The following is a 19,436-nucleotide window of genomic DNA, read 5'->3' as shown; positions in this document are numbered from 1 at the left end:
TTGCGACGCCGCGGTCCGAATTTCCGCTACTGTTTCGCAAAAAGGCTTCAGCCGGGGTGCGCCCGACCGAAGCCTGCTTTGCCGCGATCGCGTTAGCCAGCGATTGGGGTGCGCCAGTCGTCAGAGCCGGAAGTGCCGGAGACTTCGTGGGTCCAGACGATCTTGCGGTAGGTGAAGTACACGTCTTCCAGATGGGTGAAGTGGGACATGTTCGGGTCTTGGCAGTTGGGCATGCGCGACTGCACGTCGACGATCACCGCGTCTTCCAGTTCGATGGTGTAGTAATGCTCTTGGGTACCGGTGGAGGAGGTGCGGTACCACTCCAGGCGGCACTTGTTCAGGCGCTCGCCGGAGGTCAGGGCGTTGAAGATCAGCGGCGACGACTTGTCGAACACCTTGGTGATCATCAGCGGCTTGTGTACACGCTGGCCGGTGGGCTGACCGGACTGCGGATCGCGCGGAATGATGACCTGGTGCTGGAAAGCCTGCACCAGGATCTGGTCTTCATGTCCTTCCTGGAAGATATTGCCGACCGAGTCCTCGGTGAAAGTGCCTGCGGTGATCAGGCCTTGCTTGGTGCCTTCGAGGGACAGATACGCGGGTGTTGGCATGAGTGCTCTCCTTTGCCTTTGTTGAATGCCGGAATGGCAGGCAGAGAAGTACAAGTCGCGTGCCAGGTTGATGAAAATCCTTACATATCAACGGGTTACTGGATGCACATCGCAAGCGCTCGATCTGATCTGCGGGGCTGCTCACACTAAGTTGAGCAACTTCCTGCCGGCGCTGTGCAAGGTTTGGCACAGATGCGCCCCAGCCCAGCGTTTACGGGCCGCGAGGCCGAGGGGATCAGGGTGGTGAGCGAAGTTCTGCGCAGCATATTGCGCAACGCCATTGCTCACGACGAGCAGCTGATTTCCAGATGCTTGCCCCATTCCGGCGGGCGCTTGGCGTAGTGCTCCATACCCGGTTGCTCATCGAAGGGGCGGCTGAGCACCGCATGCAGCTCACGCACCGGACCGTAGTCGCCAGCTTCCGCAGCCTCGATTGCCTGCTGGGCCAAGTAATTGCGCAAGATGTATTTGGGATTGACCGCGCGCATGCGCGTCCGCCGCGCCTGCTGGGCGCTGCCCTCGCTCTCGGTGCGCTTGCGATAGCTCGCGGCCCACTCGTCGAACGATTTGATATCGATGAAATCCTCGCGTAGGCGAGCCAGGGCCTGCTCCGCTGGGCTCTCGCCGAGTTCGCGGAAGAAGTTTGTGTAATCGATAGCGCTGCCCTGCATCAGCTGCAGCAGGCGCTGCACCAACTCTTTGTCGCTGTCGTCAGCGGTCTGCAGGCCCAGCCGCTGGCGCATCAGGTCGAGCCAGGCAGCTTCGTAGATCGGCAGGAACAGGTCCATCGTCTCGCGTAGCTGCTCGATGGCGATGAAGGGCGTCAGCGCCTGGGCCAGCGCGGCGAGATTCCAGTGCGCGATGGGCACCTGATTCTCGTAGGAATAACGGCCGGTGTGGTCGGAATGGTTGCAGATGAAGCGCGCATCGAAGTCATCGAGAAAAGCGTAGGGACCGAAATCGAAGGTGATGCCCAAGATCGACATGTTGTCGGTGTTCATTACGCCGTGGCAGAAACCATAGGCCTGCCAGCGGGCGATCAGCTCGGCGGTGCGCTGCAGCACCTCGCGGAAGAATGAGTGGTAGGGCTCCGGATGTTCCAGGCAATCGGCGAAGTGAGATTCGACGACGTGATCGAGCAGCTTCTTCAGTTCGTCGTGCTGCTTGGTGTAGTAGAAAAATTCGAAATGGCCGAAGCGTACATGGCTGGGCGCCAGGCGCAGCAGCATCGCGCCGCGCTCCTGACGCTCGCGATAGACCGGCGTATCCGAGCCGGTCACGCACAGCGCGCGTGAGCTGGGAATGCCCAGCGCATGCAGATGCTCGCTGGCCAGGAATTCCCGGATCGAGGAACGCAGCACGGCGCGGCCGTCACCCATCCGCGAGTAAGGCGTAAGGCCGGCGCCCTTGAGATGCAAGTCCCAATGCTCGCCGGCATCGTTGACCACCTCGCCCAGCAATAAACCGCGACCGTCGCCTAGCTGCGGGTTGTAGCTGCCGAATTGATGACCGGAATAGACCATCGCCCTCGGCTCGGCGGTGCTCCAGAGCTTGTGGCCGGAAAACAGCTCGGTAAACAGCGGATCGTCCGCCAACGCCGGGTCGAGATCGAGCAGCCTCATTGCTGCCTCGCTGGCCACCACCAGGCGCGGTTCGGCCAGGGGCTGGGGCGTCACCTTGGTGGAGAATACGTCGCCGAGTCGGGCGAAGCTGTTATCGAAATGCAGCTCGGTGAGGGTTTTCACGGTGGCTCCGGCGCTGTCTTGAAAGATAGCGCCCGCCGGGCGAGCGCATATGAATTTGGAGGTCGCGTCTGTCAGGGCGTTCCTCGAGGCTGACCGCTGGCAGGTGTGTCGATGAGATTTTCGTCCTTATCGACCCGCCGGATTTCCAGCGGCGGGTTTTTCAGGTGTACATCCAGCTGCCGGAAGGCGATGACGATTCCGCGCGTGCGGAATTCCTGATCGAGCCACCGGTTTATCTCGTCGATTACCGGGTTGCGGTCGGCGAGGTCGCGCACGTGCAGGCGCAGTTCATGCTCCAGCCGGCTCTCGCCAAAGTTGAGAAAGAACACCTGCGGCTCGGGCTCCTTTAGCACGCGAGGATTCTCTCGGGCCGCCTGGAACAACAGGCTGCGAACCACTTCCAGATCGGAGCCGAACTGTACGCCGATGCGAATGGTGACTCGGGTGACGGTGTCGTTGAGCGACCAGTTGACCAGCTGGTCGGTCACGAAGGTCTTGTTCGGGACGATGATTTCCTTGTTGTCGAAATCGGTGATGGTCGTCGCCCGAATGCGAATGCGGCTGACGGTCCCGGACAGGTTGCCGATGGTCACCACGTCGCCGATGCGTACCGGTTTCTCGAACAGAATGATGAGGCCCGAAACGAAGTTGGCAAAGATCTCCTGCAGGCCGAAACCCAGCCCCACCGACAGGGCAGCGACCAGCCACTGCAGCTTGTCCCAGCTCACGCCAAGCGTCGAAAGCGTCGTGACGATGCCTATGCCGACCAGCGTGTACGAAAGCAAGGTGCCGGTGGCGTAGGCGCTGCCCTGCGCGAGGCGCATTCGGGACAGCACCAGGACCTCGAGAAGCCCTGGCAGATTTCGCGCCAGCGCGATGGTTATGACAACCGTGGCCATTGCGCCGAGCAGGTTGTTGAGCGTTATGGCGGAAGTGGTGACGGTCTCGCCGCTGCCGCTGGTGAATTCATACAAGGTGACGTTATCGAGATACGACACCACGCTGATAAGGTCGGCCCAGACCCAATACAGCACGACGAAGAACAGGCCGAACATGGCCAGCCGGGTCAGGCGCAGGGATTGTTGGTTAACCTGGTCGATTGCCAGGCCGGGCTCTGCTGCCTCTTCGTGGGGCATGGTCGATTCATCGGGATTCGCTTCTCGCCTGGCGACCGCGCGCTTGTATGCCAGACGCCGCGCAGCCACCGTAAGACCACGGATCAGCGCTGCCTCGATAACGACCCAGGCCAGCAGGAGATAGAGCGTGTCGATCAGCCGGCCGGTTAATTTCAGTGCGGTGTAGTAATACCCCAGGCCCACCACCACGATCAGCGCCAATGGCAGCATGCTGAACAGCAGGCCGATGAAGCGGCGGACCGGCGGTGCGTTCTGGCTTGACGGTCCTTTGAGCAGCAGGCGCGTCAGTCTCCAGCTCATCAGTGCGTAGCAGGTGATGACGACCACGATGCCGATCACGTCATCTACCAGGCTTCCTGGCTGATGTTCGGCGATTGCCACCACCGCCACCAGTGCCATGACCACCAGCCCCAGCCGGCGGATCTCATTGCGCAGAAAGGCCACCTGCGGCTGGAACCAGCCGAAATGCGTTTCGGCAACACGGTTGGGCGACAGCATGCGATAGGCGCTATAGAACACCAGCCAGGCCTGCGCCATCTGATAAAAAGCGGCGCCGAGGCTTATGTTCTGTCCTCGTCCGTCCATCTGTAGCAGGTACCCACACAGCGCCAGAAACAGCGCACCGGGCAGCGCCAATAGAAGGTTCAGCATCAGCGCCAGCGGTGTATGCAGCTGACTGTCGTTGCGGAAGTGACCGATGTCCGCACTGAGCGAGTCGAGCTTGGCGTTTATGGCATTGCGGCGCCACAGCAGCGCGCCGATCACCAGCAGCAGTGGCACGAAGAACAATGGCCGTTCCAACAGCCCGGCACCGAGCGCCTCGAACGCGGAGCCCCAGGGCATCGCGCGCAACTGCCGGTCGAGCAGCGTCGGTATGTTTTTGAGCCAGTCCAGATCCAGCGGCCTATTGCTCGGAATCCAGAACATCTGCTCGTCCAGTGTTTCGCTCAGCGCTTGGGCCTTGGTTTGAAGCTGGCGCTGATTCAGCTGCAGCGTGATCGATTCGCTCAGTAGCGCGTTGAGCGCGTGATTGAGACGATCGAGCAGCTCTCCACGGGTGCGCACGAGCTCCAGCAGCGCGCTGCGCAGCTCCGGCGTTACCTCGTCGGGAGGCTGGCTGGCGAGCTGTTGTTCGACGTACGCCTCGACGTTACCGCTGAGCTCGCGGCGCTGATTCAGCTCGAATTGATAAAGGCGGATATCGGCGATTTCATCCGCCAGGTTCTTGTTCAGGCTCAGCTGCGGCAGTGCCTGCTTTTGCTGGTAGAGAACCTTCGACAGCAATAGGCTGCCTTCGAGCACGGCGATCTGCTCTTCCAGCGCCTGATCGGCCTGATTGAGCGTATCGAGCTGCTGGCGAGTCTGTAGATTTTCCTGGGTCAGGTCGTTGAGACGCTCGGTGGCGCGTAGCAGATAACCCGAAAGTTTGCGGTTCTCTGCACTCTCGGCCGGTAACAGTTTGTCCGAGCCGGCTTTCTCGGCCTTCAGCGAGAATTCGGCGACGGTTTGCTCCGATTCCTCGCGGCGTTTGTTGTTGATCGCGGTCTGCAGCGCCATGGTTTCCTGCTCGGCGCGCGTGATGCGCTCGGACAGCAGGTCGCGGCGGGCAACGCCCAGATCCTGCAGCAAGCTGTTGCTGGCCAACTCGTTGCGACGCAATTCGATCTGAGCGTTGAGCGCGGTTTTCTCCGCGTTGAGCAGTTCACGACGCTCTTCCGTCAAGGGTTTGCCGCTCTCACGGCCCGTCTTGAGGAGGTTGTTGATCTCGTCGATGCGCGTCTGAGATTTGCTGATGTCGGCCTGGGCGCGCTCCGGGCGCGTCTGCGAGCTGATGATCATGCTATTGGCCGACGTCAGGGCCGCCTGCCAAGCCGAGAGTTCATCGACGCGTTCGGTCAGTCGCTGTTCGAGTGCGGGGACGCTCTGCTTAGCCAGCTTTGACGCCAGTTCGCTGGTGTCGCTGCCCTTGAGCTTGCTCAGCTCACGTTGCGCCTCGGCAATTTCCTTTGGCGCGCCGGCTAGCTCGGCCTTGAGTTCGGTCAGCCGCTGCTGCGCCTGACTCGCTTGGTCGGCGAACCGGCTGGCGCGTTCATCGTTGCTCGGTTGCGCGGGTTTCGCCTCTTCCCCGGCGCTCTGATTGCCCGTCAGCCCTGGGATGGTCGGGGCGGCGTGGAGAAGGGGCGGGGCGATAAGGAGCAGTGTCGCCAGCAGCAAGTTACGCAATGAGGCCATGGGTGCTATCGAAGTGCAGAAAGAGTGCGGAGTCTAAGGGCTGTGGATGGTCGCGGCGAGTCCATAGATCGGAACGTCCCGCCATCCTGACCGCGACCCAGGCGCCTCGTCAGAACTGCAGCGACGGGCCTGGTTTTTCGCCTTCCGGGAACCTCAGTCCGACTTTGCGGACTTCCCCCTGTTCCATGGCGGCAATCGTCCAGATCAGGCCGCTCCACTCGATATAGTCGCCAATGACCGGTTTGCCGCCGACACGCTCGGTAATGAACCGGCCTATCTGTTGATGTTCATCGACATCACCCAGCTTCAAGCCATACAGCGCCGCGAGAGCGCCCATTTCGGCTTCGCTTTCGAGAATGAAGTCACCGAAGAACCGCATGTCGCGGCCCCGCTGCGGCGCCTGGCTGAACAGTTTGCCGAGTGCCGGCAGATCTTCTTCATGGCCAATGACGCACAGGATGTCATCGACCTGCAGGCGCGTACTGCCGGACGGGTGCAGCAGCGCTCGGCCACGGAACAATGCAGCAATTCGCGTGCCTTCGGGCATCTTAAGCTCGCGCAAGGCCGCCCCGACACACCACTTGCTGGCGCTCAGGCGATAGATGAATAGCTCCCATTGGCTGGTGGGGTGGACTTGCAGACCGGTGCGCGAAATCGGCGATGGCGAAGGCGGAACCTCGACCTTGGCCTTTTTTGCTGCCCAGCCGAGCGTGGTGCCCTGCAACAGCAGCGAGACAAGCACGATGAAGAACGCAACGTTGAAAAACAGCTGCGCATTGTCCAGGCCGGCGACCAGTGGAAACACAGCGAGAATTACCGGCACCGCGCCGCGCAGGCCGATCCAGGAAATGAATAACCGCTCGCGTAGATTGAAACTCTTGAACGGCAGCAGGCCAATGAACACCGAGAGCGGGCGGGCGAACAGGATCATCCACAGCGACAGGAGCAGGGCGGGAACGGCGATGGGCAGCAGTTCGCTGGGCGTTAGCAGCAGTCCGAGTACGAGGAACATGCCGATCTGGCTGAGCCAGGCCAGGCCGTCGAACATGTGCAGAATGCCGTAGCGGTTGCGAATCGGACGGTTGCCCAGCAGCAAGCCGCAGACGTACACAGCCATGATCCCGCTGCCGCCCGCCGCGCCGGATAAGGCGAAAATCATGATGCCCCCAGCTACGGCCAGCAGCGGATAGAGGCCATCGGCGACGGAGAGGCGATTGATCAGATGCAGCAGCAGCCAGCCGCCGGCCAGGCCGAGCAGAATGCCGATACCGAACTGCTGAATCAGGCTGATCAGCACGGTCCAGGTGAATGAGGTTTCCCCCGAGGCGATCATGCTGATCAGGGTGACGGTAAGGAACATCGCCATCGGATCGTTGGTGCCCGATTCGATTTCCAGCGTGGGCCCGACGCGTTCGTTGAGACCCTTGCCGTTGAGCAGGTTGAATACCGCCGCGGCGTCGGTGGAGCCGACAATAGCGCCGATCAACAGACCTTCGATCAGGCGCAGGTCGAATAGCCAGGCAGCCGCTATACCGGTCAGGCCGGAGGTGATCGCCACGCCGAGGGTGGCCAGCGACATCGATGGCCAGAGCGCGACGCGGAAGGTGGCCTTGCGTGTTCGCATTCCGCCGTCGAGCAGAATCACCGCCAGCGCCAGGTTGCTGATGATGAAGGCGAGCCGGTAATCCTCGAAGACGATGCCGCCAATACCATCGACTCCAGCCAGCATGCCGACACCGAGGACGATGACCAGGATCGGCACGCCAAGGCGCGCTGACAAAGAGCTCATCAGGATACTGGCAGCAACCAACAGGGCACCGACGAAAAAGAGGTGGTTGATGTTGCCGACGTCCAAGTGCGGTCTCCGAGAAAAGCGAGTTTCCCGGCACTTTATGCACGGGACATGCCAGCGATTCTAACCCGATGATTTGACGGGCTGTCAAAAAAAATGCCCCTTGTGCTAAGAGGCATTCCTGGAGCGCTGCGTGATGAATGGCGGCTGGCTTTAAGGCTTTGTCTCGGTTTACGGGGATGGTTGCTAGAGCTTCGGCGACACCGCACAGTGCGGTGCGCCGGAAGCGGAAACCGACCTAGAACCAGCGGTCGTCCATCGTCAGGCAGGTATCGTCGCGCGCGTCCAGCAGGTTCAGCTCATGCTGGCAACCCGGCACTTCCCAGGTCAGAAAATAGCGCGCTGCCTGCAGCTTGCCTTTATAGAAATCGGCGTCGGATGGATTGCCAGCCGCGAGGCCTTGTTCAGCGCGAATCGCCTGCTCCAGCCAGCGCCAGCCGATCACGGTGTGTCCGAAGACTTTCAGATACAGCGCGGAGTTGGCCAGCGCCAGATTGACCTTGCCGGCCATCAGGTCGCCCAGCAGTGCCTGGGTTACCGCCGTCAGGCGCGCAACCAGCTGTTGCAACGGATCGAGCAACGGCTCCAGCGATGGGTATTCGGCGGCGCGTGCGCAGCAGTTCTGGATCAACTCGAGCAGCTGGCGCAGGCCAGCGCCCTTGTTCTGCATCAACTTGCGGCCCAGCAGATCTAGAGATTGAATACCGTGGGTGCCTTCATGAATCGGATTCAGACGATTGTCGCGGTAGTACTGCTCCACCGGATATTCGCGGGTATAACCGTGGCCGCCGAGGATCTGGATCGCCAGTTCGTTGGCCTTCAGGCAGAACTCCGAAGGCCAGGATTTGACGATGGGGGTGAGCAAGTCGAGCAGCTCGGCGGCGTTGCGTCGTTCTTCCTCGCTTTCGGCGGTGTGCTCGTCATCCACTAGCCGCGCGGCATACAGGCCCAGATCGAAGGCGCCCTCGACGTAGGCTTTCTGCGTCAGCAGCATGCGCTTGATGTCGGTGTGCTCGATGATCGGCACCTGCGCCGAGACGGGATCCTTACCGTCCGGCAGTCGGCCCTGCGGTCGTTCGCGGGCGTAGTTCAGTGAGTACAGATAGCCGGCATAGCCGAGCATGATGGCGCCCATGCCAACGCCGATGCGCGCCTCGTTCATCATCTGGAACATATAGGCGAGGCCTTTGTGCGGCTCGCCCACGAGGTAACCGACGCAGTTGCCGTTGTCGCCGAAGTTCAGCGCTGTACTGGTGGTGCCGCGCCAGCCCATCTTGTGGAACAACCCAGCCAGCACCACGTCGTTACGCTCACCCAGCGAGCCGTCGTCGTTGACCAAGAATTTGGGCACGATGAACAGGCTGATGCCCTTCACACCGGCCGGGGCGTCCGGCAGCTTGGCCAGCACCATGTGCACGATGTTCTCCGACAGCGGGTGATCGCCGCCGGAAATGAAGATCTTGTTGCCCTTGAGGCGATAGGTGCCGTCGCCGGCTGGCTCGGCGCGGGTGCGGATATCCGACAACGATGAGCCGGCATGCGGCTCGGTGAGCGCCATGGTGCCGAAGAAACGACCCTCGATCATTGGCTGCAGGAAGCGCTGTTTCTGCTCATCGCTGCCGAAGGTCTCGATCAGATGCGCCGCGCCCATGGTCAGCATCGGATAAGAGCTGGTGGCGATGTTGGCGGACTGGAAATGCGCGAAGCAGGCCCGCGACAGCAAGTTGGGCAACTGCATGCCGCTGTCTTCAAAGCTGCGCTGAGCGTTGTGGAAGCCGGCCTCGATGAAGGCGTCTACCGCCGGTTTGACCTCCGGGATCAACACCGCCTCGCCGTTCTGGTAGAGCGGCTCGTTTTCGTCCGATTTGCGGTTGTGCGGGGCGAAATACTTTTCCGCAATCTGGCGGGCGGTACCCACGGCGGCGTCGAACGTTTCGCGGCTGTGGTCGGCGAAGCGTTCGCGGCGGGTCAGCGCTTCGGCGTCGAGCACTTCGTAGAGCTCGAAGGCGAGGTTGCGTGGGCAAAGCAGCATCTCGGGCATGGGGTGTCCTCCGTTTTATGGGCCGGAGTCTAAGGAGACGGCGAGATGGCTGCCTAGCACCATACATTCGAGTGATAGAGCGACACAGCGGTCTGTGCCGGGGCTTGCTGGCTGCCGTCAGTGGGGCCAAGCGCGGAAGCGACCCAGCAACTGGGCGAGATGCCCGTCGCCGACATCTGCTTCGATCAGATGTTGCGCCGCGTGCGCCAGATGCTGTTCGACGTGCTTGCGCGCTGCTTCCGGGCCAAGCAAGGCGACGACGGTGCTTTTGCCTCGATCCTTACCAGCATCCTTGCCGCTCTGCTGAGGGTTGAGCCCGTCGGCCAGATCATCGAGCAGCTGGAAAGCCATTCCCAGCTCCGTAGCGAAACCCTTCAGATGATGTGTGCGACTAGCGCTGGCGTCAGCCACCAAAGCGGCAAACTCCACCGCAGCGGTGAACAACGGGCAGGTTTTCAAACGATTAGTGTGGGCAATGGCCTCCATCGGGCGGTTCCGCTGACCCTCGCGCAGATCGTGATACTGCCCACGGACCAGCCCCTGCGCGCCGGTGGACTGTGCGAGCAGGCGTACCAGCTGGTTGCGCGTTGCATGATCGAAGCCTTCCACGGACGCCGCTATGCTGAACGCATGGCTGAGCAGCGCGACAGAGCCCAGCACGGCGACATCTTCACCGAATCGCAAATGAATGGTGGGCTGGCCACGGCGCAGCTCGGCGTTGTCCATACAGGGCATGTCGTCTAGGAACAGCGAGGCGGCGTGCACTATCTCAATAGCGCAGGCGAGGTCGAGTGCAGGCCCTGTGGATCGTTCCGGTTGCAGATCTTTGAGGGTCAAAAGCAGCAGCAATGGCCGAATTCGCTTGCCTGGCGCCAGGGTGCCGTCACGCATGGCGGTACCGATGGCGTCCTGCGGCGGGCATCGGGGCAGCCATAGACTTAACCGGTCGTCGACCTGCGTACGCAACGCACTGAGCACTTGCTCGAAGTCGAGTTGCGTACTCGGCAAAACGGTCGCCATGGCGCCCTCCTGTATGGATTTCGGGGAACTGTGACAATACCTATACAGCGTGTATAAGTCTTGGCACTTTTATTGACCATGTCCGTCAACATAAGGTCATCGAACGAGGCGCCGCATGAGCAAAGAACTTTTCGTAGAGCGTAAAAATGAGCATCTGGATATCGTTCTCGACCCGAGCCGCGCCTGCTCTGCGGTGGAGTCCGGCTTCGCCGCGTTGACGTTCGAGCATTGTGCGTTGCCAGAGTTGCGTCTGGACGACATTGATATTGGCAGCTCGTTTTGTGGCCGGACTCTGGCAGCACCCTTGCTGATCAGCTCCATGACCGGTGGCGCGGCGCGGGCCACGCAAATCAATCGCCATTTGGCCGAGGCGGCCGAGACGCTGGGCATCGCGCTGGCAGTCGGGTCGCAACGCATCGCGCTGGAAACCGGTGCCGATCAAGGCCTGACACGGCAATTGCGACAGCTGGCGCCGTCCATCCCGCTGTTGGCTAACTTCGGCGCGGCGCAGCTGGGGGCCGGTTATGGGCTGGACGAGGCGCGGCGGGCAGTGGAGATGATCGAAGCGGACGCTCTGATCATTCATTTCAATCCGTTGCAGGAAGCTGTGCAGACAGGTGGTGACCGTGACTGGCGCGGCGTGCTAAGGGCAATCGAGGCGCTTGCATCGCGGCTTCCGGTTCCGCTGGTGGCCAAGGAAGTCGGAGCGGGTATTTCAGCCTCGGTGGCCCGGCGGCTGCTGGATGCCGGAGTATCGGTAATCGATGTCGCTGGCGCCGGCGGTACCAGTTGGGCCGCAGTGGAGGCCGAACGGACGGCGGACCTCAATCAGCGCGCGGTGGCCCAGGCGTTCGCCGGCTGGGGAATCCCGACGGCGCAGGCGATCGCCGAGGTGCGGCGGGTCTGTCCGACAGCACAGTTGATCGCATCGGGCGGGATACGTGACGGCATCGATGCGGCTAAGGCGATTCGTCTCGGCGCTGATCTTGTCGGTCAAGCGGCCGGTGTGCTCGACGCTGCGCTCATTGGTCCGCACGCGGTAATCGAGCACTTCCAGGTGCTGCTTCAGCAGTTGCGCATCGTCTGCTTTTGCACCGGCTCGGCGAATCTGGCGGCCTTGACTCGGGCGCCGTTGCTGCCAGCCTTTGATCCGTCCACTGCCTGATGCGAACGCAGCGAGAGTCCGGCTACCGGCAAGGCGCGCCCCGATGACTCACTTCGCGATTATCGTGCCGCCGTTCCACAGTCATATACGCGCAATGGAAGCGATTAGCGCCGAGCTGATTGTTCGCGGGCACCACGTGACGATCGTGCATCAGGCGGATGTCGCCGGAGCGTTGCGTCATTCGCAGCTTGGTTTCGCCCTGGTCGGCGCCGTTTCGCATCCGCCTGGTTCGCTCAGGAGCGTGATCGGTCGCGCTGCGCGGCCCGGCGGCCCTTGGGGCATCCGCCGGGTCATCGCCGACATGGCCGCCGCGACCGAAATGTTCTGCCGAGAGGCGCCCTCGGTGCTGCGCACTATCGGCGTCGACGTCATCATTGCCGATCAGATGGAAGCGGCCGGCGGGCTGGTGGCTGAGCATCTCGGACTGCCGTTCGTCTCGGTGGCCTGTGCACTGCCGGTCAACCGGGAGGCGCTGGTGCCCTTGCCGGTGATGCCGTGGCGCTATCGCCCGACGCCCTGGGGCGAGCAGTTGAATCTGCACAGCAGCGGTATTTACGACCGGGCGATGCAGGCCCATGCCGAAGTCGTCTCGCGCTATGCCGCGCGATTCGGCCTGTCGCCTCGCCAGCGTCTCGATGAATGCTTGTCACCCTTGCTGCAATTGAGCCAGACCACCCCGGGTTTCGACTTTCCACGCATCGCACTGCCTGAGCATTTCCATGGCGTCGGCCCGCTGCGTTCGGCATTGACCGCTGAGCCCTCGCTGGAGGTGCCGATCGCGACTCGAAAGCCCTTCGTGTTCGCCTCGCTGGGTACCTTGCAGGGGGATCGTTTCGGCCTGTTCGAACGCATCGCCGAGGCCTGTCGCGAGCTCGACGTGCAGCTGTTGATCGCTCATTGCGGCCGCCTTGGCGCGCAGCAGGAAAGGAATTTGCTCAAGGCCGGAGCCAGCTGGGTTACTGATTTCGCGCCGCAACGTGCCGTGTTGGCGAGGGCCGATGCGCTGGTCACCCATGCCGGCCTGAACACCGTGCTCGACGCGCTGGAAGCTGGAGTGCCGAGCCTGGCCTTGCCGATTGCCTTCGATCAGCCCGGCGTCGCGGCACGCGTGGTCCATGCGGGCGTGGGCTTGAAGCTCGATCCGCGCCTGGCCAGCCGGCGCCGTATCGTGCTGGCGCTGCGCCGACTGTTGCGTGACCCCAATTTTGCACAGCGAGCGCGAAATCTGGGCAATGAGGTTCGCGCTGCTGGTGGCGCGCTGCGAGCGGCACAGTTGGTCGAGGAGGCGCTCGGAATCGAATCGCCAGTTGCTCGGGGAGTCGAACATGGCTGATGTGGACCTGATCTTCGTCGGTGGTGGCCTGGCCAATGGGCTGCTGGCGCTGCGGCTGCGTCAACAGCGGCCCGACCTGCGCCTGCTGATTGTGGAACAGGGCGAAACGCTCGGCGGCAACCATACCTGGTCCTTTCACGAACACGACCTGACCCCTATGCAGCATCTCTGGCTGGAGCCGCTGGTGAGTCATCGCTGGTCTTGCTACGACGTGATCTTCCCAAGCCTCCGGAGGCGTCTGAACAGCGGCTACGCCAGCATCTTCTCGCAGCGGTTTCATCAACACCTGATAGCCGAATTGGGTGATGGCGTACGTCTGCGCACCGCAGTTGCCAAGGTCGAACCGCAACGGGTGCGACTGGCTTCGGGCGAAACCCTGAACGCCGGCGCGGTGATCGACGGGCGTGGCGCACGCCGTAGCCATCAGTTGGCATTGGGCTTTCAGAAATTTCTCGGCCAGGAGCTGCGTCTGCACCAGCCGCATGGCCTACAACAACCGATCATCATGGATGCCAGCGTCGCCCAGCAGGACGGCTATCGGTTCGTCTATGTGCTGCCGCTTAGCGCCGAACGCTTGTTGATCGAGGACACGTATTACGCCGACGGTGAAGCCGTAGCGCTCGACACGCTGCGAAACAACATCGAGCGCTACACCAGTGCACAAGGTTGGACCGTCGTTGAAGTGCTGCGCGAGGAGCAGGGCGTGCTGCCCATCGTGCTCTCCGGTGACCTGCCGGCATTCTGGGATGAGGCACGGGGTGTGCCGCAGAGCGGGTTGTCGGCGGCCTTGTTTCATCCCACCACCGGCTACTCGCTGCCCGATGCGGTGCGCCTGGCCGATCACCTGATCGCGCTGGATCGCTGGGACGCGGCCAGCCTGTTCGAGGCGATCCGCGCTTACTCATTGGCCCAATGGCGCCAGCGCGGCTTCTTCCGTTTACTCAATCGCATGCTGTTCATGGCTGGCCCGGCCGATCGCCGCTGGGCCGTGATGCAGCGCTTCTACCGCCTGCGCGAACCGCTGATCCAGCGTTTCTACGCGGCAAATCTGAGCGCCTGGGACCGTGCGCGCATCGTCTCAGGTAAACCTCCCGTGCCGGTAGGCGAGGCGCTTCGAGCGCTCGCCGCCGTCAATCTGCACAAGGACAAGCGATGAACCAGCCAATAGGTAGTGTGAGGAGGGCTGTGGTGATTGGCGCCGGTTTCGGCGGGCTGGCGCTGGCGATTCGACTGCAGCGCGCGGGCGTCCAGACCACTTTGCTGGAAAAGCGCGACAAGCCGGGTGGCCGTGCCTACGTCTATCACGATCAGGGCTTCACCTTCGACGCAGGCCCGACGGTGATCACCGATCCGCCGGCGCTGGACGAGCTGTTCACGGGTGCCGGCAAGCGCATGGCCGATTACGTCGAGCTGTTGCCGGTCAGCCCGTTTTATCGGCTGAGTTGGGAAGACGGCTATAGCTTCGACTACGTCAACGACCAGGCGGCGCTGGACCGGCAGATTCACGCCCTCAATCCCAAGGACGTGGCCGGGTATCAGCGTTTTCTAGCGTATTCCCGTGCAGTCTACGAGGAAGGCTACATCAAGCTCGGCACCGTGCCTTTCCTGTCGTTCCGCAGCATGGTCGGGGTGGCTCCGCAGCTGGCTAAACTGCAGGCTTGGCGCAACGTGTACGACATGGTGGCGCGCTTCGTGGAGAACGATCGGTTGCGCCAAGCGTTGTCGTTTCATTCGTTGCTGGTGGGCGGTAACCCATTCGAAACCTCGTCGATCTATACGTTGATCCATGCGCTGGAGCGGCAAGGCGGCGTCTGGTTTCCGCGCGGCGGCACCGGTGCGCTGGTGCAGGGCATGGTCAGGCTGTTCGAAGATCTGGGCGGTACGCTGGAGCTGAACGCCGAAGTCGCTCGCATCGAGCTGGCCGGAGGGCGGGCAAACGCGGTGATTACTCAGGATGGGCGCCGCTTCGAGACCGATGCGGTGGCGTCCAACGCCGACGTGGTGAACACCTATAAGCAGCTGTTGGGACATGAGCAACGTGGTCGCGACGAGGCCAAGCGGCTGAGTAGCAAGCGCTTCTCCATGTCCTTGTTCGTCATTCATTTCGGTCTCAAGCGACGACACGAGCACCTGCAGCACCATACGGTCTGTTTCGGGCCGCGTTACCGAGAGTTAATCGACGAGATCTTCAAGCGCGAAACCCTGGCCGACGACTTCTCGCTGTATTTGCATGCACCCTGCGTGACCGACCCGTCGCTGGCGCCGGAGGGCTGCGCCAGCCACTACGTGCTGGCCCCGGTGCCGCATTTGGGCACGGCGGACATCGATTGGGCCGTGGAAGGGCCGAAGTACCGCGACCGCATTTTCGAGTACCTCGAGCGTCACTACATTCCGGGATTGCGAGAGGATCTGGTCACGCACCGGATATTCACGCCGCACGACTTCCGTGACGAGCTCAACGCGCATCTCGGATCGGCATTTTCGCTGGAGCCCATCCTCACTCAGAGCGCCTGGTTCCGCCCGCATAATCGCGACGACGTGATTCCCAACCTCTACATCGTTGGCGCTGGAACCCATCCGGGAGCAGGCGTACCCGGCGTGGTGGGCTCGGCCAAAGCAACTGCCGGATTGATGTTAGAGGGCTTCATGTTAGAAGGGCAGGCCGGATGAACGATCAAGTCATCGATCACTCGACGCAGGCGATCAACGTAGGCTCCAAGAGTTTTGCTGCGGCGGCGAAGCTGTTCGACGAGCGCACCCGCCAGAGCGCGGTGATGCTCTACGCCTGGTGCCGTCACTGTGATGATGTGATCGATGGGCAAACACTCGGGCATGGTCAGGTCGAGGGCGACCGTGCTGTTGGTGAGGCGCGGCTTGCTGAGTTAGTCGAGCTGACTGAGCGCGCTTATGCCGGCGAGCCGATGAGCGATCCGGCATTCGCCGCGTTTCAGCAGGTCATTCAACGCCACCAGATCCCGCGCGAATACCCATTGGAGCATCTGGCGGGTTTCCGGATGGATGTGCAGGACTACAGGTACCGGACCCTCGACGACACGCTGCTGTACTGCTATCGCGTCGCCGGGGTGGTGGGCCTGATGATGGCAAAGGTGATGGGAGCCGAAGCGGAACCAACGCTGGATCGTGCCTGTGATCTTGGACTCGCGTTTCAGTTGACCAATATTGCTCGCGACATCGTCGAGGATGCTGAAATCGGGCGCATCTACCTGCCGGATGAATGGCTGAGCGAAGCGGGAATAGCCAGAGACGAAATCGGCCTTTCAGCGCACCGCGCAGCGCTGGCCACACTGGCGGCACGGCTGGTTGATCAGGCCGAACCCTATTACCAATCGGCGTCGCAGGGGTTGCGTGATTTGCCATTGCGCTCGGCCTGGTCGATCGCCACCGCGCATGGCGTCTATCGCCAGATCGGCATCGAAGTGAAGGCGCGCGGTGCGGCTGCCTGGGATACCCGTGTCTCGACAAGCGGCGCGCAGAAGTTGCAGTTTCTGCTGGGCGGAGGCGTGCTGGCGCTGGCCTCACGGCGAATGCCGGTCAGGCCGCGTCCTGCTTTTCTGTGGACGCGTCCACGCTAGTCTTGCGCAACGGCCCATCGTGCAGCTCGCGCAATTGCTGTTTAAGAACGGCAAGCGGGGGCGCATAGAGAAAACCGAAGGATACGCAGCGCTCCTTGCCTTCTACCGCATGATGCAGACGATGAGCCTGATAAAGCCGCTTGAGATAACCATTACGCGGCACATAGCGTAACGGCCAGCGGTGGTGGACCAGACCGTCATGGGCGACGAAGTAGAGCAAGCCGTACGCCGTCATACCGGCGCCGACCCATTCCAGCGGGCCGTATCCGGCGGTGCCAAGAGCGATCAGCATGATCGCGACGCCGGCAAAGACCATCGCGTATAGGTCGTTTTTCTCAAACCATCCGTTGCGGGGCTCATGGTGCGATTTGTGCCAGCCCCAGCCCCACCCATGCATCACGTATTTATGCGCCCACCAGGCGAACAGCTCCATGCCGATAAGCGTGGCGAGAAATACCAAGGTGTTGATCAGCACGGTCATGTTCGATCCGATCGCTCTGAAGGTCGCACCAGTTTACGCGCTGCGCGGCGTCCATTGGTGAGGCGCCGACACCTGACATTGGTCTGCCTTAACTCCGCCAACCTACGCTCAAGGCTTCGGTCAGTTGCGCCGCCGGGACGGCGCGGCAACCGCTGACGTTCTGCCCGGCCCAGAGCGGTGAAAAATCATTGGCCCCCAGGCTTTCGGCTTTGGCCCGCAGCGCACTGATTGCATTACCCGCCAGCGGAAACGCCGGAACCTCATCGGGCCGAGGCCCCAGCTCGCGGATGACTCGATTGACCATGCCGCGTGCCGGTCGTCCGGTGAACAGCGTCGTCAGCACTGTGTGCTGCGCGGCGGGACTCTGCAATGCCTGACGGTGCAAGGGGCTGGCGCGGCTTTCGTTGCACAGTAGATAGGCGGTGCCGACCTGCACCCCCGCCGCGCCGAGTGTTTGCGCGGCCGCGACACCGCGCCTATCGGCGATCCCACCGGCGGCGATCACCGGTATGTCCAGTGCGCCCGCCAGCTGTGGCAACAGGGCGAAGGTGCCTATCTGGCCGTCGATATCTTCGCTGAGAAAGATGCCGCGATGACCGCCGGCTTCGACGCCCTGGGCGATCACCGCATCGACACCCTGCTCCTGCAGCCAGCGACCTTCTTCAAGGGTCGTGGCGCTGGACAGAATCTTCGCGCCGGTGGCCCGCACGCGCTGCAGTAACTCGGGAGCAGGCAGCCCGAAATGGAAGCTAACAACAGGCGGGCGGTGCCGCTCGATCACCTCGGCCATCGCTGCGTCGAACGGTTGGCGTGTGGCGCCGTTGGGAATGCTTGCCGGGTCGATTTGCAGCTCTTCGAGAAACGGTGCCAGATATTTCAGCCAAGCTTCGTTGCGTGCGGGATCGGCTGTCGGCGTCTGATGACAGAAGAAGTTAACGTTGTAGGGCTTTCGCGTGAGCGCGGCCATGGCTGTCAGCTCGGCATCCAGAGTCTCGGCGTTGAGCATGCCGGCAGGAATTGAGCCGAGCCCGCCGGCCTCGGACACCGCCTCGGCGAGCTGATGGTTCTGCGAACCGGCCATCGGCGCCTGGATGACTGGCAGCGTGATCTGGAAGAGGTCGCGTATGTCCATTGGAAGGTCCTATGCGCTGGCTGGCGGGGTAGTCACTGTAGCAGCCACCTGTCGCCGTTTTACATCTTCAGCCATGGCGTGCCGCGCCCCCTGCGAAACAAGTCGCTGCGCAGTTAGACTGTGCGCTCTTCAGGAGTGCCCGATGAACTACCGCCACGCTTTTCACGCCGGCAATCATGCCGACGTCTTCAAACACCTCGTATTGTCTCGATTGTTCGCCTTGCTGGCGCGCAAGGACGCGCCATTCGCCTATCTCGACAGCCACGCCGGCGTCGGTCTGTATGACCTGGCCGGCGACCAGGCCAGTCGTACCGGAGAATGGCTGCAGGGCATCGCGCGGCTGTGGCAGGCCGAGGATGTCCCGGCAATGGCGAAGCCTTATCTGGATGTGATTCGGGCGCTCAACCCAGACGGCACCTTGCGTTACTACCCCGGCTCGCCGGAACTGGCGCGACAGCTGACGCGCCCGCAGGATCGCCTGCAGCTCAACGAGAAACACCCCGAAGACGGCCGTCTGCTGAAAGACAACATGGCCGGCGACCGCCGCGTGGCGGTGCACCTGGGCGAAGGCTGGCATGTGCCTCGCGCGTTGATGCCGACCGCGGAAAAGCGCGTCGTGTTACTGGTCGATCCGCCATTCGAGAAGGCCGATGAGCTGAGTCGCTGTGTCCAAGCACTGTCCGAAGCGCTCGGGCGCATGCGTCAGACCATTGGTGTGATCTGGTATCCGATCAAGGATGAACGCCAGCTCAGGCGCTTCTATCAGGATATGTCGCGTAGCGGTGCGCCAAAGCTGCTTCGCGCCGAACTGTTCGTTCACCCCACCGATGAAGCGTTGCGGCTCAATGGCTCGGGCCTGGCCATCAGCAATCCGCCGTGGGGCCTGGAAGAAGAGTTGCGTGAACTGTTGCCCTGGTTGACCAAGCTGCTCGGACAAAGCGAGGGCGGCTGGCGGCTGGACTGGTTGATCGAAGAAAAGCAGCTATAAGCTTCAAGCCTGAAGCTGGAAGCTGGAAGCCGAGCATCCTGATTCGCTTACAGCTTGTAGGGCGGGTTGCAACCCGCCGAACGGAGCTAGCATCCCGCACGCCCGGC

At 62.2% G+C, this 19,436-nt stretch carries 14 protein-coding genes; 6 read left to right on the top strand and 8 right to left on the bottom strand.

What is annotated here, in order from left to right; genetic code table 11:
- Window positions 1-92 precede the first annotated feature (92 nt).
- From NA647_RS07890 to NA647_RS07865, 6 genes are all read right to left on the bottom strand, one after another.
- A complete protein-coding gene (locus NA647_RS07890; protein WP_003284174.1) occupies window positions 93-611 on the bottom strand; it encodes an Hcp family type VI secretion system effector in 519 nt (172 codons plus the stop codon).
- A gap of 284 nt (window positions 612-895) precedes the next feature.
- Window positions 896-2,356, bottom strand: a complete 1,461-nt coding sequence (selO, locus tag NA647_RS07885) for a protein adenylyltransferase SelO (RefSeq protein ID WP_256057182.1) — start codon at window positions 2,354-2,356, stop codon at window positions 896-898.
- A 71-nt stretch (window positions 2,357-2,427) separates the two neighbouring features.
- Entirely contained in the window at window positions 2,428-5,724 is a 3,297-nt protein-coding gene (gene mscK / locus NA647_RS07880) for a mechanosensitive channel MscK (RefSeq protein ID WP_256057181.1), read from the bottom strand.
- A gap of 109 nt (window positions 5,725-5,833) precedes the next feature.
- Window positions 5,834-7,579, bottom strand: a complete 1,746-nt coding sequence (locus NA647_RS07875) for a potassium/proton antiporter (RefSeq protein ID WP_256057180.1) — start codon at window positions 7,577-7,579, stop codon at window positions 5,834-5,836.
- 235 nt (window positions 7,580-7,814) lie between these two features.
- Window positions 7,815-9,617 carry an acyl-CoA dehydrogenase gene (locus tag NA647_RS07870; protein WP_256057179.1) on the bottom strand — a complete coding sequence of 601 codons (1,803 nt, stop codon included), beginning with the start codon at window positions 9,615-9,617 and terminating at the stop codon, window positions 7,815-7,817.
- A 117-nt stretch (window positions 9,618-9,734) separates the two neighbouring features.
- Window positions 9,735-10,637: a polyprenyl synthetase family protein gene (locus tag NA647_RS07865; protein WP_256057178.1), complete on the bottom strand. Its 903-nt coding sequence runs from the start codon at window positions 10,635-10,637 to the stop codon at window positions 9,735-9,737.
- 115 nt (window positions 10,638-10,752) lie between these two features.
- On the opposite strand from NA647_RS07865, the gene fni reads away from it, so the two are divergent.
- From fni to NA647_RS07840, 5 genes are read left to right on the top strand one after another with little or no spacing between them, the layout of a single operon-like run.
- The gene (fni, locus tag NA647_RS07860) at window positions 10,753-11,802 is read left to right on the top strand and encodes a type 2 isopentenyl-diphosphate Delta-isomerase (protein WP_256057177.1); all 1,050 of its coding nucleotides are present in this window, start codon (window positions 10,753-10,755) and stop codon (window positions 11,800-11,802) included.
- A 43-nt stretch (window positions 11,803-11,845) separates the two neighbouring features.
- Window positions 11,846-13,135: a glycosyltransferase gene (locus NA647_RS07855; RefSeq protein WP_256057176.1), complete on the top strand. Its 1,290-nt coding sequence runs from the start codon at window positions 11,846-11,848 to the stop codon at window positions 13,133-13,135.
- Complete coding sequence (gene crtY, locus NA647_RS07850; protein WP_256057174.1) at window positions 13,128-14,291, top strand: lycopene beta-cyclase CrtY; 1,164 nt, start codon at window positions 13,128-13,130, stop codon at window positions 14,289-14,291. The genes NA647_RS07855 and crtY overlap by 8 nt, the downstream gene beginning before the upstream one ends.
- Entirely contained in the window at window positions 14,288-15,805 is a 1,518-nt protein-coding gene (locus NA647_RS07845; RefSeq protein WP_256057172.1) for a phytoene desaturase, read from the top strand. Before crtY ends, NA647_RS07845 begins: the two co-directional genes overlap by 4 nt.
- Window positions 15,802-16,728, top strand: coding sequence for a phytoene/squalene synthase family protein (locus tag NA647_RS07840; protein WP_256057171.1), 927 nt, complete (start codon window positions 15,802-15,804; stop codon window positions 16,726-16,728). Before NA647_RS07845 ends, NA647_RS07840 begins: the two co-directional genes overlap by 4 nt.
- On the opposite strand, the gene NA647_RS07835 is transcribed toward NA647_RS07840, so the two are convergent.
- Complete coding sequence (locus NA647_RS07835; RefSeq protein WP_256057170.1) at window positions 16,688-17,209, bottom strand: sterol desaturase family protein; 522 nt, start codon at window positions 17,207-17,209, stop codon at window positions 16,688-16,690. The genes NA647_RS07840 and NA647_RS07835 overlap by 41 nt on opposite strands.
- Before the next feature lie 88 nt (window positions 17,210-17,297).
- The gene (locus tag NA647_RS07830) at window positions 17,298-18,341 is read right to left on the bottom strand and encodes an NAD(P)H-dependent flavin oxidoreductase (RefSeq protein WP_256057169.1); all 1,044 of its coding nucleotides are present in this window, start codon (window positions 18,339-18,341) and stop codon (window positions 17,298-17,300) included.
- Window positions 18,342-18,483: 142 nt separating this feature from the next.
- On the opposite strand from NA647_RS07830, the gene NA647_RS07825 reads away from it, so the two are divergent.
- Window positions 18,484-19,329 carry a 23S rRNA (adenine(2030)-N(6))-methyltransferase RlmJ gene (locus tag NA647_RS07825; protein ID WP_256057168.1) on the top strand — a complete coding sequence of 282 codons (846 nt, stop codon included), beginning with the start codon at window positions 18,484-18,486 and terminating at the stop codon, window positions 19,327-19,329.
- Window positions 19,330-19,436: the final 107 nt, after the last annotated feature.

This window comes from Stutzerimonas stutzeri (assembly GCF_024448985.1).
Lineage (GTDB): Bacteria > Pseudomonadota > Gammaproteobacteria > Pseudomonadales > Pseudomonadaceae > Stutzerimonas > Stutzerimonas stutzeri_AP.
The sequence above is the reverse complement of the archived record's forward strand: the minus strand, read 5'-3'. Positions and strand labels throughout refer to the sequence as shown.